This is a genomic window from Methylococcus capsulatus str. Texas = ATCC 19069 (assembly GCF_000424685.1).
GTDB classification, from domain to species: Bacteria; Pseudomonadota; Gammaproteobacteria; order Methylococcales; family Methylococcaceae; genus Methylococcus; species Methylococcus capsulatus.
The window spans coordinates 206,358-218,901 of the sequence record NZ_KE384224.1 but is presented as its reverse complement, the minus strand read 5'-3'; the positions used below and the strand labels follow the sequence as shown (position 1 = coordinate 218,901).

Below are 12,544 nucleotides of genomic sequence, written 5' to 3'. Positions count from 1 at the left end.
GCTAACGGTTTTCGAGGCGATTGAAATCGAACAGGGATGCCTCCACCGGGTCGGCCTTGCGGAAGGCTTCGTGCACCGCGTCGCTGTGCGCCCAAAACCGCGGATCGGTGCGGCGGACCGCGAAACGGGCGGCGAACTCCGCATAATCCTGCTCCGACCGGAGACGGCCGAGTTGGTCGATGAAAGCCGCCAGACGGTTGCTCCGGAGCCGGTAGAAAGCGTTCGGATAGGCGCCGATGAATCCGCGCGCCACCAGCAGGGTGTCTTCGTCCGGCAGGCGCCGGTCTTCCTCAAAAAACAGCTCGGAAATGTTGCTGTGGGCGCTGTTACGGATCAGGGTGTAATGGCGGTCGACACCGTCCTCGCCCTGGAGGGTCAGGAAACTGGATTCGGGCAGGATGGAGAGCATCCTGCCCCGCAGACCCGAGAGTGTTTTCAACAGACCGGCGTTCGGATCGTCCTGCGTGCTTTGGGCATACTCGTGACGGTGATCCAGCACCGGCGCCAGATGGGCTTTCCAAAGGCCGAACAGTTCCGTCAAGGGATCGCCGGTCCGGTATTCGACACCCGTGCGCTGGGTGAAATAGGCTTTGCTGCCGTTCAGGTAGGTCTTGACTTCATCCCCGGCGCCGCGGTACCAGAAATCGCGCACCGCGTTGCGGTCGCCGGCCGGCAACAGGGCCAGGAAGTTCATCTCGCCCTCCATCCGCAGAAAATCCATGTACAGCCGGGCCTCCAACTGGTGCGCGGTGTTGCCGTAGACGTCGAAGCCCGCCACCAGCAGGTAATGGATGCGCTCCAGCAAGGTGTAACCCATGATTAAAGCCGTCTGCGGCCGATCGCCGAGCAGCCCCTTGACGACGCTGGCACTGTCGAAATGGCGGAACACGGTGAGGGCGGCATTCGGGTTGTAGCCGTCACCATCCCACAGCATGGACAGGCTCGGGCTATTGCGGCCGGTGAAGCGCCGGTTCACCAGTTCCGATTTGCGCCGCAGGTAATCGGTCTGTCCGCGCGAATACAGCAGCCATTTGGTGAGCAGCGCATTGCTCTGCTGTTCCGTCGGCAGACCGACTTCCTTCAGTACGTCGGCCAGGAACGCGGAGGTCTCGTTGAATACCGGGTTGTCGGGATGGATGAACCCGATCCAAAAGTGATCGTTGATCACGTTGAGCGCCACCTGCCCCCGGCACACCGGTCCCTTGATGAAATTCATGATGGTGAACTGCGCCTCGTCCAGCAGCAGGCGATAGCGCGAGCGCACCGGAATCTGCTCGAAAGTGATGAACGGATTCGCCGAGACCTTCGGTTCGTAGGACGGCAGCGCCTTGACGGTGTAGGGCTCATCCAGGAACCAGGTCTTGATGCGCGCCATGCGTGCCGTGTTGAGGGCGTAGGGCATGTGGGTCTTGGAGACCAGGGCCGGGCGATGCGGCCGCAGGCGATAGTAGACCCGCGCTACGCCCGGATCGTCGTAGGGGCGGCGGGTCGCGATGGCATCGATGGGCTGGCCCGGCGCGGTGCGGGAGCGGACGAGTTCGAAGTAGCCGCCCGGCGGAAGCTCGTCGAAATACAAGTGGGCCAGAAACCAGTGTTCGTACAGGTAGCGGCTCATCAAGCGCATCTTGGGATCGGCGCCGTTGAGGAATGCCTCCCAGCGGCTGATCTGGTCGCGCTCCGCCGCGGAGAGGGCAGGCTCCGGAGCGGCGGGAGCGCCGCCTTCCAGCCACGCCATGAGCGTGCGGTTTTCCCGCTCGGAGAGCGGCGGCAGACCATAAGGCATGCCCCATTCCGGATGCTCGGCTTCGAAATCGCCGATCTCTTCGATGGCAGGACACTGCTGGCTGCGGTCCAAGGAAAAATCGTAGCGATCCCGGGGCAGCAGGCCATAGGAGGGGAACTCGAACCGGCGCTTGAGTGCCAAGAGATTCGCCATCACGCCCGCCTCACGGTTGGCCTCGGTGGTGGAGTTGCGTTCGTTGAGCACGGGATGGAATCCTTTGCTTCGCCATTCGGCCGTGCTGCGGGCGTCCAAAAACAAACGGGTGGGATCGGCCGCGAGCAGGCGGGCGGCATTGTAGACCTGCTCGCCGTTGGCGCCGCGCGTCACCCCTTCATAGCTGCCCAGTTGCAACTGGCAGGGCGCATCGTAGCAGGCATGGCAAACCACGCAGCGGCTGTCCAGGATGGGTTTGACGTCGCGCCGGTACTCGACGGGAAGTGCCGCCGTGCTCCGGGGCCGATCGAAACGGCGGGGGTCGGGTGCGCCATAGCGCTGATCCAGCCGATATTGGCCATAGACGGCACAGCCCCCAACGAGGGCGAGAAGGAAAAGCGCGATGAAGGGACGCATTCAGAAATCTCCAGAAGCAAGGCAAGACGCTGCGGCGGCTGCGCCGGGGGGCGCCCCCGGCTAAGGTAGCAAATACACCGCCGCGGAGCGAACGCGGCTTGGTTTGCCCCTTGCGATCCACTATCCTCCGCCGGAAGCGGTTACGCCACCGTACCCAGCAGCCGAATTCGGAAATATCCCCCGCATGCGCCTTCAGATTACGCAGCCTTTTCATCCCGGCCTCCGGGGCCGGATCATTTGCAACGGCCGGTGTGAACCATGAACCCAAAGCATCCGATGACGGCGAGGCCGGCGATCCGCCTGGAAAGCCCTTCCGGCCTGATCTTCCAGCTCACATCCAAGGGTTCGGTCCGGCGCATGGATTACCGCGACATTCTCTTGAACCTGTTCCCCGGCTCGGAGGCCGAGGGCGGACCGGCCAACCTCTATCTGCGCCGCCTCTCGGAGCTTCCCCTGGGCGTGCCCGAAGGTCCCGCGGAGGCCGTGCCGCTGCTCGGTCCGCGCAGTCCCGGCCGCATACGGTGCGACGGACGAGGGCTATCGATCGAGGGCGAATGGGCGGGCATCCGGTTCGGCGTCTTCCTGGCGCTGGCCGAAACCGCGCCCGCCTGGTTCTGGCACGTGGCCCTAGAGAACACCGGCGGTACCGGAGAGACGGTGGAGTTGCTCTATGCCCAGGACCTGGGACTGGCGCACTATGGCGCGGTGCGGCTCAACGAGTACTACGTCAGCCAGTACCTGGACCACACGCCGCTCCCTCACCCCTCACGGGGTACGGTGCTGGCTACCCGCCAGAACCAGGCGATGGGCGGCCGTTTTCCCTGGGTCATCATCGGTTCGCTGAACCGGGCCAGGAGTTTCGCTACCGACGCACTGCAGTTCTACGGTCTGGAGCGCCGTGCCGGCCGACCACCGCGGGGCCTGGTGGAAGGACTCCCCGGCTCGCGCCGCCAGCACGAACACGCCATGGCCGTGATCCAGGACGCCCCGCTGAAACTGGCGCCGGGCGAGGCAGCGGCGGTGGGTTTCTTCGGCTGGTTCGAACCGGATCACCCGGAGGCGACATCCGCCGCTGACCTGGCCTTCGTCGATCGGGCCCTGAACCTGCCGGAAGCGGCGCCTCCGCCGGCAAGACGAAATCGGTCCGAAGGTTTCACGCCACCCGCCAGTCTGTTCAGCGCCGCACCGCTCCTCGATGCCCTCGATCTCGGCGATGCCGAGGTCACCGGGCTGTTCGGCGGCAAAAGACGGGAGCCGGAGCTGGAGCATGGCCGCCTGCTGTCCTTCTTCACCGGCGACCGCAGCCACGTCGTGCTCAGGGCCAAGGAACTCGAAGTGCTGCGTCCCCACGGCCACATCCTCCGCACCGGCAACGGCCTGGTGCCCGACGAGGCCGGCCTGACCTCCACCGTCTGGATGGCCGGCGTGTTCCATTCGATGGTGACCCAGGGTCATGTGAGCATCAACCGCTTCCTGTCCACCACCCACGGTTACCTGGGCCTGTTCCGGGGGCACGGCCAACGGCTGTTCGTCGAGATCGACGGTCGCTGGCATCTGTTGGATGTGTCTTCCGCCTTCGAAATGCGGCCGGAGGGTTGCCGCTGGATCTACAAACACGCCGGCGGCATGCTGCAGGTGCGCAGCGAGGCCGCCATCGGGAGCCATGAACTCTCGGTAACCCTGGACGTGCTGGAAGGGCCGCCCGTCCGCTGCCTGCTCAGCAACCACGTGGCCCTCAACGGCGACGACGGCGCCGAGGCCGTGCCGGCGCGATTCGTCCGCGACGGAATGGGAGTGTTCGTGCACCCTATCCCTGAGTCCGACGTCGGCCGCCGTTTCCCGAATGGCGGCTTCCGCATCGATCCGCTGCCCGGCACTCCGCTCGAGACCGTCGGGGGGGACGAGCTGCTGTACGCCGATGGGCAGTCCCGGGGAGAACCCTTCCTGTGCCTGGTCACGGCCCCGGTCTCGTCGGCCGGCTTCCGCATCACCGGCTGTCTGGTGCCGGCGGCTCCGGCCACGGCCGAAGCCGGCACGGACCGGTATTGGCGTGAAATGACCGCAGCCTTGCGGGTCTGTCCGCCGGCCGGCAGTGCATTGGGGGGAGACATCGAGCGCCTGCGGGAGATTCTGCCATGGTTCGCCCATAACGCCCTGATCCATTATCTCAGCCCGCGCGGGCTGGAGCAGTATTCCGGCGGCGGCTGGGGCGTCCGCGACGTATGCCAGGGGCCGGTGGAAATGCTGCTGGCGCTGGGCCGGTTCGAACCGGTCCGCGACCTGCTGTGCCGGGTGTTCAATAACCAGAATCCGGACGGCGACTGGCCGCAGTGGTTCATGTTCTTCGAGCGCGAGCGCAACATCCGCCCCGGCGACTCCCACGGCGACATCGTGTTCTGGCCGGTCCTGGCCCTCGCCCAATACCTGCTGGCCTCCGGAGACGGTGCGCTGCTGGATGAGGTTTTGCCCTTCTTCCATCCGGAAGGCGGCGACAAGGCCGGGCGGGCGACGCTCTGGGGGCACGTTGAGCGCGCGCTGGGGGTGGTGGCGGCGCGGACGATTCCCGACACCCGGCTGGTCGCCTACGGCCATGGCGATTGGAACGACTCGCTGCAGCCGGTGGATCCGGCCATGCGCGAACGGCTGTGCAGCGCCTGGACCGTGACCCTGCATTACCAGACGCTGACCACGCTGGCCGAAGCGCTGCGCCGCCTGGGGCGCGATGACCAGGCCGGAGCCTTCGAGGCCGCGGCCGCGGGAGTGCGGGAAGACTTCCAGCGCCTGCTGATGGCCGACGGCGTCCTCGCCGGCTACGCCCATTTCGGCGAGGACGGACGAATCGCTCTTCTGGTGCATCCGCACGACCGCGCCACCGGACTTTCCTTCAGCCTGCTGCCGATGATCCACGCCATCGGCAACGGTCTGCTGACGCCGGAACAGGCGTCACGGCACCTGAGACTCATCGAAAACCATCTGCTCGGACCCGACGGTGCCAGGCTGTTCGACCGGCCTCTGACCTACCGCGGCGGGCCACAAAAGTATTTCCAGCGCGCAGAGAGCAGCAGCTTCTTCGGCCGCGAAATCGGACTGATGTACACCCACGCCCATCTCCGCTATGCGGAAGCACTGGCCCGTTACGGCGATGCAGAGGGCTTCTTCGAAGCGCTGTGCAAGGCCAATCCCATCGGTCTGCGCGCCCGGGTTCCCTCCGCCACCCCGCGCCAGGCCAACTGCTATCACTCCAGTTCCGATGCCGCCTTTGCCGACCGCTATCAGGCGCAAGCCGAATACGAACGGGTCCGGAAGGGGGAAATCGCCCTCGACGGCGGCTGGCGAGTGTATTCGAGCGGCGCGGGCATCGGGCTGGGACTCATCTTGCGCGGCTTGCTGGGGTTGCGGCTGGAACGCTCGAAGCTGGTGATCGACCCGGTCATACCGAAGGCATTGGATGGCCTCCGGGTGGAGCTGGAACTCGCCGGCTCGGCGTTCGAAGTGGTCTACTCCATCCAGAGTTGCGGCTGCGGCCCCCTTTCCGTCAGCCTGAACGGCACCGAACTGCCGTTCCGCCGGACACCGAATCCGTACCGGGTCGGCGGCGCCGAAGTCGCCCTGGACACACTGACGACCCTGATGGAATGCCGCAACCGGCTGACCGTGAACTTGCGTTGAGACACCCTGGCGGCAGTGGGACCGTTCCGGAGCCGCCGCGGACCGCCGGAGTCCTTACGCTGTCATGATGGGACGGCATAATAGGCGGAAGCCCCGTGGACCCGGCCCAAGCGATCCTTAAGCCACGAAGCCCACTTCAGGAGATTGACCGATGGCAACCCAATTCCCCCTGTCCTCCGAATTCGAACGGCTCACCGTCTACGGGCCGACCCGCGCCACTGTCAGCGGAACACCGCTGGATGCCGAAGAAGTCCGCAAAATCCATGCGTTCTGGCGAGCCTGCAATTACCTGGCGCTGGGCATGATCTACCTGCGGGGGAATCCGCTGCTGCGTGAACCGCTCAAACCCGAGCACATCAAGCACCGTCTGCTCGGCCATTGGGGCTCCAGCCCCAACCTTGCGTTCGTCTACACCCATCTGAACCGGGCCATCCGGAAACACGACCTGGACATGATCTTCATGGCCGGCCCCGGCCACGGCGCCCCCGGCGTGCTGGGCCCGCTCTACCTGGAAGGCAGCTACTCCGAAATCTACCCCGACAAGGACCTGAGCGAAGAAGGCCTGCTGAACTTCTTCAAGCAGTTCTCCTTCCCCGGCGGAATCGGCAGCCATTGCACCCCCGAGACACCGGGCTCGATCCACGAGGGCGGCGAGCTGGGCTACGTGCTGTCGCACGCCTGCGGCGCAGCCTTCGACAACCCGGACCTGATCGTGGCCGCCGTGGTCGGCGACGGCGAGGCGGAAACCGGCCCCCTGGCCACTTCCTGGCACATCAACAAATTTCTCAACCCGATCCGCGACGGCGCGGTGCTGCCGATCCTCAACCTCAACGGCTACAAGATCAACAACCCCACCCTGCTGGCGCGCATCAGCCACGAAGAATTGGAAAATCTGCTCAGGGGTTACGGCTACACGCCTTATTTCGTGGAAGGCTCGGAACCGGAAAGCATGCACCAGGCGATGGCCGCGACGGTGGACCGCAGCATCGAAGACATCCGCGCCGCCCAGACCGAGGCCCGCGCCAGCGGCATCGCCCGACGGCCGCGCTGGCCGATGATCGTGCTGCGCTCGCCCAAGGGCTGGACCGCGCCACGCCAGATCGACGGCCACAACGTCGAGGGCTTCTGGCGCGCTCATCAGGTGCCGGTAGCCGACGTCGCGAAAAACCCCGAACACCTGAAGCTGCTGGAAGGCTGGATGCGCAGCTACAAGCCGGAAGAACTGTTCGACGCCGAAGGCCGCCCCGTCGCCGAAATCCGGGAAATGGCGCCGGCCGGTCTCCGCCGCATGGGTCTCAACCCCCACGCCAACGGCGGCCATCTGAAAAAGGCCCTGCGCATCCCCAATTTCCGCAACTACGGCATCGAAGTCGCCAAACCGGGCCAGATCGAAGCGCCGAACACCCAGCCGCTGGGCGTGTTCCTGCGCGACGTGATGAAGGAGAACGCGCACAACTTCCGGCTGTTCGGCCCTGACGAGAATACCTCCAACAAGCTGGACGCCGTCTACGCCGCTGCCAAGAAATTCTGGATCGCCGAGTATTTCCCCGAAGACCAGGACGGCGGCGAACTGGCCCCCGACGGCCGGGTCATGGAAATGCTCAGCGAGCATACCCTGGAAGGCATGCTGGAAGGCTACCTTCTGACCGGGCGCCACGGCTTCCTCTCGACCTACGAAGCCTTCGTCCACGTCATCGATTCGATGTTCAACCAGCACGCCAAGTGGCTGTCCATCTGCAACCAGCTGTCCTGGCGCCAGGACGTGGCCTCGCTCAACCTGCTCATCACTTCGACGGTCTGGCGACAGGACCACAACGGCTTCACCCACCAGGACCCCGGTTTCCTGGACGTCGTCGTGAACAAGAGCGCCGACGTCACCCGCATCTACCTGCCGCCCGACGTCAACAGCCTGCTGTCGGTCGCCGACCACTGCCTGCGCAGCCAGAACTACATCAACGTGATCGTGTCGGACAAACAGTTGCATCTCCAGTTCATGGACATGGACGCCGCGATCGCCCATTGCACCGAGGGCTTGGGCATCTGGGAATGGGCCAGCAACGACGAGGGGCAGGAGCCCGACGTGGTCATGGCCTGCGCCGGCGACATCCCGACCCTGGAGGCCCTGGCCGCCACCGCCCTGCTGCGCGAGGAGTTCCCGGAACTGAAGATCCGCTTCATCAACGTGGTGGACCTGTTCAAGCTGCAGCCCGAGTCCGAGCATCCGCACGGCCTCAGCGACAAGGATTTCGACAGCCTGTTCACCAGGGACAAGCCGGTCATCTTCAATTTCCACGGCTATCCCTGGCTGATCCACCGGCTCGCCTACCGGCGCACCAACCACGCCAACATGCACGTGCGCGGCTACAAGGAGAAAGGCAGCATCAACACCCCGCTGGAACTGGCGATCAACAACCAGATCGACCGCTTCAGCCTGGCCATCGACGTCATCGACCGGATTCCGGAGATCGCGGTCTCCGGCGCCCACGCCAAGGCCCGGTTCCGCAAACAGCAGATCGCCTGCCGCCAGTATGCCTACGAGCACGGCATCGACATGCCGGAGGTCGCGGGCTGGCGCTGGCCGGGCTGAACGGCCACGGTGGTGACGCCCGGCCGTCCTCCTCTCTCAACCATGGCCAACGGGAATCCCCATGACACCAGTTTCCAAAGATCAAGGCGTCGCGGTTGCTCTGCTCACGGAATTCACCACTCACCGCTTGCCGCGGGCATTGGACATCCGAGCGAAAGTCGAACGCAGGGAGCCGCTCGATGACCTGGACATCGGTTTTCTCCGGGAAGTCTTCGAAACCGCCCAGCTCATCAAGTCGCAGGTGGACCGCCAGCCCGAGTACCAGGAGATATACGCCCGCGCGGTCGCGCTTTACAAGGAGATCATGGACCAGGCGATGGCGAACGAACGGGAACGGGCGGAACCGGACTCCCGGCTCTGAAAAGCCATGGGCAACCCCGTCGCCGTCGTCAACGCTGGTTCCTCGACCGTCAAGTTCTCCCTGCTGAACGGCGAGAGACGGGTGTTCGACGCCCTGCTCGACCGGCTCGGGAGCACGTCCGCCAACGGCGCTTGCGCCAGCTTGCGGGATGCCCAAGGAGCCCCCCTGTTTCAAGGACCGATCCCAGCAGACAACCACGAAGATGCACTGATCTGGCTGTTCGACTGGCTGGCCCGCGCCGGCGACGGCTGCAAGCCCGCCGCGGTCGGCCACCGGGTGGTCCACGGCGGCGATGGCCTGACCCGGCCGGTGAAAGTGACCGGCGAAATCATCGAAAAAATCGAGGCACTGATCCCGCTGGCGCCCCTCCACCAGCCACACAACCTGGCACCCATCCGGCTGCTGGCGGCGAAGTTCCCCGACATCCCGCAGGTCGCCTGCTTCGACACCGCCTTCCACGCCAGCCAATCCGCCGTGGAAAGGCGCTTCGCCCTGCCCAGGGAATACGAGGCGGCCGGCATCCGCCGCTACGGCTTCCATGGCTTGTCCTACGAATACGTCGCCGCGCGCTTGGCCGAAATCGACCCCTGCGCGGCGGACGGCCGCACCATCGTCTGCCATCTCGGCAACGGCGCCAGCCTGTGCGCCATGAAAAACGGCCGCAGCGTCGCCACCACCATGTCCTTCACGGCCCTGGACGGCATCCCCATGGGCACCCGCTGTGGCGCCATCGACCCCGGCGTGCTGCTGCACCTGATGACCCAGCCGGGCATGGATGCCGCGACGCTCTCGGACCTGCTGTACAAGCGTTCGGGTCTATTGGGGCTGTCCGGCCTGAGCGGCGACATGCGCGATCTGCTGGCCAGCGACCGGCCGGAAGCCGCCGAAGCCGTCGAGTATTTCTGCTACCGCATCGCCCGCGAAATCGGCTCGCTGACCGCCGCACTGGGCGGACTGGACGCCCTTGTCTTCACCGCCGGCATCGGTGAACACGCTGCGCCCGTGCGTGCCCGCATCTGCGAGCTTTCGACCTGGCTCGGGGTCGCGATCGATCCGGCTGCCTACCCGATCCTGCATACGCCGGACAGCCGCATTCATGTGCTGGTGGTCTCCACCGACGAGGAAGCCATGATCGCCCGCCACGTCCGCCGAACCCTGGGACTGCCGCAAGGTTCCCCCCGATCCCTTTAAGCCTTAACATTCGCCCCCCGTGACAGAGCAGCGAACAGGATGCCTCCCATGAGCAACCCTCTCCAGGAACAACTGCGCAAGGCAGGACTGGTCAACGACAAGCAACTGAAAAAGGCGCAGAAGGATCTGCGCAAGGAACGCCGGCATGCCGCCGAAAACAAGGGTGCGGCTGCCGAAAAGACCGGGATTCAGCAGGCTCAGGCCGAGAAGGCCGCGCGCGACCGCGCGTTGAATCTGCAGAAGAAGGAAGCCGACGAGCGCAAGGCGCTCATCGCACAGATCCGCCAGCTCGTCGAAGCCAACCGCCAGCCCGCCGACGGGGAAGTCCTCTTCAACTTCGCCGACGGCGGCATCGTCAAGCGCATCTACGTCACCGAGGCCCTGCGCAAGCGCATCGTCCAGGGCCAGATCGCCATCGTCAAACTGGACGGCAAATACGAGCTGGTGCCGGCGGACATCGCCGAACGCATCGCAGCGAGGGATGCCTCGTGCGTCGTGTTGAAAAACGCGCCGAGCCAAAGCGGCGATGAAAACGGGGACGATCCCTACGCCGCCTACCAGGTGCCGGACGACCTGATGTGGTAGTCCGCACGGTCGAACGAAGTCCATCGGCCGGATCTCCCCCCTCAGGCTACCCGGACGGCAGCCGAACTTCTGCCGACGCTGCCCCAGACCATGCATGCCGGGCTCAAGGGCGCCCACGGCAGCCCGCGCCGGGTCGGGGAATCATGGGGTCGCGGATTCCCGTCCGGCCAGCAGCGCGTGGAACGGCTGATGCCGGCTGCCGGATCGATCCCCCCTCGGATCGGGGGCGCCGATAGCCAGCGAAGCGTTCCGGGAAGACGAAAGACCGAGGGAAGGTCTCCTCGGAGTTCGCCAGGAGGCTGCATGTCAAAGGCCGGTTCTGACAATCTGGTGCCAGCAGTCTCCGGCTCAAAACGGCACCGGGCTTTCGAATTCGAGCCACTCACCGCTCACCGGATGGAAGAATCCCAAAGTCCTGGCATGCAGCAGCAGTCTTCCAGCACGGGATTTCGCCGCTTCGTGCCCATACAGCGGATCACCGAGCACGGGATATCCCAGGGCGGCAAGATGGACGCGGAGCTGGTGGGATCGCCCAGTCACCGGTTCGAGTTCCACGCGGGTGGCACCGTCTTCATGACCCAGGATTCGCCAGCGGGTCAGGCTGGGTTTGCCGCGCAAAGGATCGACCTTTTGCAAGGGGCGATTGGGCCAGTCGGACAACAGGGGGAGATCGATGCTGCTCCAGCCGTTCTCTGTTTCCGGCGGTGTCCCCAAGACGCCATGCACGAGCGCTTCGTAGCGCTTGAGCACTTCCCGCCGGGCGAAGGACTGGCTGAGGGTGCGCTGCACCGCGATTCCGCGCGCCATGACCATCAGGCCCGAAGTGGCCATGTCGAGCCGGTGCACGACGAGGGCGTCGGGATAGCGGGCGCGCACCCGAGCGCTCAGGCAATCCTGTTTGTCCTGACCGCGCCCCGGTACCGCCAGCAGGCCGCTGGGCTTGGAAAGCACCAGCAATGCAGCGTCGGTGTGAACCACCTCGATCATTTCAACACAGTTCTTCGCAAGGCGTACCGTCGCCGTCCCGGTCCAGTGACTTGACACCGCAGCGGACCAGATAGAAACGCGCCTCCTCGCAGGAGAGCATCTCAGCGCAACGGTGTTTGGCGCCACAGGGGGAAACACGATCCGCCGGAGATCGCCTGGGGTCGGAATCCGATGATTCGGAATCCGATGATGCGGCCCGGTGGCGGAACCGCCAGGGTGGAACCGGACGAGGCTGTGACCACAGCCCCTTCTTTTCCTGCCGCGCCCGTTCTTCGGCGCGGAAATAGGCCTGATCGGCGGTGTACCATCGGTATACCCATGCCATGCCACGCCGGACCTGCTCCAGGCCGGCATCGGTCCCTTCCTCCCATACCCGGCCTACTATTCGGCCGTAGCGGTCTGCGTCCACACGCTCGACGGTCACGGTCCGCCCCAGCAGCAGCTCGGACAAGGACTGTCTGGACGCCTGCCAGTCCGCCTGTCCATGTTCCGGGGCGTCGATCTGCGCCAGCCGCACTTCGACTTCCCGCCGGCCGGCATCCACGACGATGATGGAGTCGCCGTCCAGCACGGCCGACACCGTTCCGCTGAGGCTCGTATCTGCCAAAGCGGCCGCTGCTTCCAGCAGCAGGCAGGCGGTCAGTGCGACGGCGGAAGGGCGTCGAAAGATCCGTATCACCGGGCCGCGTCCGACAGAAGCGATAGGGGGATGAACGACAGGAGTTCGTCCCGACGTTCGTCGATGATGCGGCTGGTGATGGACCACTGCGGAGTCCGGGTGATCGCTGCGCGCTGCACGGGAGGCATGATG

The 12,544-nt window shown here is 65.3% G+C and carries 9 protein-coding genes; 5 read left to right on the top strand and 4 right to left on the bottom strand.

The annotated features are described in order from the left end of the window. Position 1 precedes the first annotated feature (1 nt). Positions 2–2,353: a fatty acid cis/trans isomerase gene (locus H156_RS0112400; protein ID WP_017365302.1), complete on the bottom strand. Its 2,352-nt coding sequence runs from the start codon at positions 2,351–2,353 to the stop codon at positions 2–4. Between the two features lie 258 nt (positions 2,354–2,611). On the opposite strand from H156_RS0112400, the gene H156_RS0112395 reads away from it, so the two are divergent. The 5 genes from H156_RS0112395 to H156_RS0112375 all read left to right on the top strand — a co-directional run bounded on the left by H156_RS0112395 (position 2,612) and on the right by H156_RS0112375 (position 10,746). Beyond that, complete coding sequence (locus H156_RS0112395; RefSeq protein WP_017365303.1) at positions 2,612–6,022, top strand: GH36-type glycosyl hydrolase domain-containing protein; 3,411 nt, start codon at positions 2,612–2,614, stop codon at positions 6,020–6,022. A 151-nt stretch (positions 6,023–6,173) separates the two neighbouring features. Further along, complete coding sequence (locus H156_RS0112390; protein ID WP_017365304.1) at positions 6,174–8,609, top strand: phosphoketolase family protein; 2,436 nt, start codon at positions 6,174–6,176, stop codon at positions 8,607–8,609. A 61-nt stretch (positions 8,610–8,670) separates the two neighbouring features. Continuing rightward, complete coding sequence (locus H156_RS0112385) at positions 8,671–8,970, top strand: hypothetical protein (protein ID WP_017365305.1); 300 nt, start codon at positions 8,671–8,673, stop codon at positions 8,968–8,970. 6 nt (positions 8,971–8,976) lie between these two features. Next, positions 8,977–10,161, top strand: a complete 1,185-nt coding sequence (locus H156_RS0112380) for an acetate/propionate family kinase (RefSeq protein WP_017365306.1) — start codon at positions 8,977–8,979, stop codon at positions 10,159–10,161. Positions 10,162–10,209: 48 nt separating this feature from the next. Next, a complete protein-coding gene (locus H156_RS0112375; RefSeq protein ID WP_017365307.1) occupies positions 10,210–10,746 on the top strand; it encodes a DUF2058 domain-containing protein in 537 nt (178 codons plus the stop codon). Between the two features lie 348 nt (positions 10,747–11,094). Here H156_RS0112375 and H156_RS0112370 read toward each other — a convergent pair whose 3' ends face one another. Genes H156_RS0112370 through H156_RS17675 form a run of 3 tightly spaced genes read right to left on the bottom strand, consistent with a single transcriptional unit; the run spans position 11,095 to position 12,540 of the window. Then, on the bottom strand, positions 11,095–11,733 hold the full coding sequence (locus H156_RS0112370) for an RluA family pseudouridine synthase (protein WP_017365308.1): 639 nt from the start codon (positions 11,731–11,733) through the stop codon (positions 11,095–11,097). Between the two features lies 1 nt (position 11,734). Then, on the bottom strand, positions 11,735–12,412 hold the full coding sequence (locus tag H156_RS0112365) for a thermonuclease family protein (RefSeq protein ID WP_017365309.1): 678 nt from the start codon (positions 12,410–12,412) through the stop codon (positions 11,735–11,737). Next, entirely contained in the window at positions 12,409–12,540 is a 132-nt protein-coding gene (locus H156_RS17675; RefSeq protein WP_256994132.1) for a hypothetical protein, read from the bottom strand. The genes H156_RS0112365 and H156_RS17675 overlap by 4 nt, the downstream gene beginning before the upstream one ends. Positions 12,541–12,544: the final 4 nt, after the last annotated feature.

Excerpts from the sequence above, each read along its gene's own strand:
- H156_RS0112375 (WP_017365307.1), top strand. The coding sequence starts at position 10,210 with ATGAGCAACCCTCTCCAGGAACAACTGCGCAAGGCAGGACTGGTCAAC.
- H156_RS0112380 (WP_017365306.1), top strand. The coding sequence starts at position 8,977 with ATGGGCAACCCCGTCGCCGTCGTCAACGCTGGTTCCTCGACCGTCAAG.
- H156_RS0112395 (WP_017365303.1), top strand. The coding sequence starts at position 2,612 with ATGAACCCAAAGCATCCGATGACGGCGAGGCCGGCGATCCGCCTGGAA.
- H156_RS0112390 (WP_017365304.1), top strand. The coding sequence starts at position 6,174 with ATGGCAACCCAATTCCCCCTGTCCTCCGAATTCGAACGGCTCACCGTC.
- H156_RS0112385 (WP_017365305.1), top strand. The coding sequence starts at position 8,671 with ATGACACCAGTTTCCAAAGATCAAGGCGTCGCGGTTGCTCTGCTCACG.
- H156_RS17675 (WP_256994132.1), bottom strand. The coding sequence starts at position 12,540 with ATGCCTCCCGTGCAGCGCGCAGCGATCACCCGGACTCCGCAGTGGTCC.
- H156_RS0112370 (WP_017365308.1), bottom strand. The coding sequence starts at position 11,733 with ATGATCGAGGTGGTTCACACCGACGCTGCATTGCTGGTGCTTTCCAAG.
- H156_RS0112400 (WP_017365302.1), bottom strand. The coding sequence starts at position 2,353 with ATGCGTCCCTTCATCGCGCTTTTCCTTCTCGCCCTCGTTGGGGGCTGT.